Annotated in this window: 1 protein-coding gene and 1 pseudogene; both read left to right on the forward strand. The window is 66.6% G+C overall.

Annotated features, from left to right (window positions below; translation table 11 throughout):
- Positions 1–117, forward strand: a pseudogene (gene hisZ, locus EN969_RS36475) (ATP phosphoribosyltransferase regulatory subunit); the annotation flags it as partial.
- Positions 114–812, forward strand: a complete 699-nt coding sequence (hisG, locus tag EN969_RS33400; RefSeq protein WP_063170132.1) for an ATP phosphoribosyltransferase — start codon at positions 114–116, stop codon at positions 810–812. The pseudogene hisZ and the gene hisG, both read left to right, overlap by 4 nt.
- The last annotated feature ends 23 nt before the right edge of the window (positions 813–835 follow it).

Raw genomic sequence — 835 nt, forward strand, 5'->3', positions numbered from 1 at the left:
GGCGGCGGCCGCTATGACCGGCTGCTGACCTTGCTTGGCGCCAAGACGCCGATCCCCGGCGTCGGCTTTTCGGTCTGGCTCGACCGCATCGAGGCATTGCGGGAGACGGCGCCATGATCACGCTGGCGATCCCGTCCAAAGGCCGCCTGAAAGAGCAGGCGCTGGACGTGCTGGCCAAAGCCGGGTTAGCCGTCAGCCTGCCCGGCGACGAGCGCAAATACCACGCCCGCGTCGAGGGCCTGGACGATGTCGAAGTGGTGTTCCTGTCGGCTTCCGAGATATCAGGCGAGATCGGCCAGGGTGCCGTCGATCTCGGCATCACCGGCGAGGACCTGGTGCGTGAAAACCTTGCCGACTGGGAGAGCCGCGCCGAAATCGTCGCCCGTCTCAGTTTTGGCCATGCCGATGTCGTGGTGGCCGTGCCGGACATCTGGCTCGATGTCGACACCATGGCCGACCTCGACGACGTCGCTGCCGATTTTCGCCAGCGCCATGGCCGGCGGCTGCGCATCGCCACCAAATACTGGCGGCTGACCCAGCAATTCTTCTCGCAGAAGCACGGCATCCAGGTTTATCGCATCGTCGAAAGCCTGGGGGCCACCGAAGGTGCGCCGGCGGCCGGACTGGCCGATGTCATCGTCGACATCACAACCACCGGCTCGACGCTGCGCGCCAATCATCTCAAGGTGCTGGGCGATGGCCTCGTCCTTCGCTCGCAGGCTTGTCTCGTGGCGTCCAGGAAGACACGGGCGGCGGCCGATGAAGCGGTCCTGCGCGACATCGCGGCGAAGATGGCGGCTGCGGTCGGATAGCGGCGGGCCTTCGCCCGCTGCCC

The organism is Mesorhizobium sp. M7A.F.Ca.CA.003.01.2.1, from assembly GCF_003998945.1.
In the GTDB taxonomy this organism is placed as follows: Bacteria; Pseudomonadota; Alphaproteobacteria; order Rhizobiales; family Rhizobiaceae; genus Mesorhizobium; species Mesorhizobium ciceri.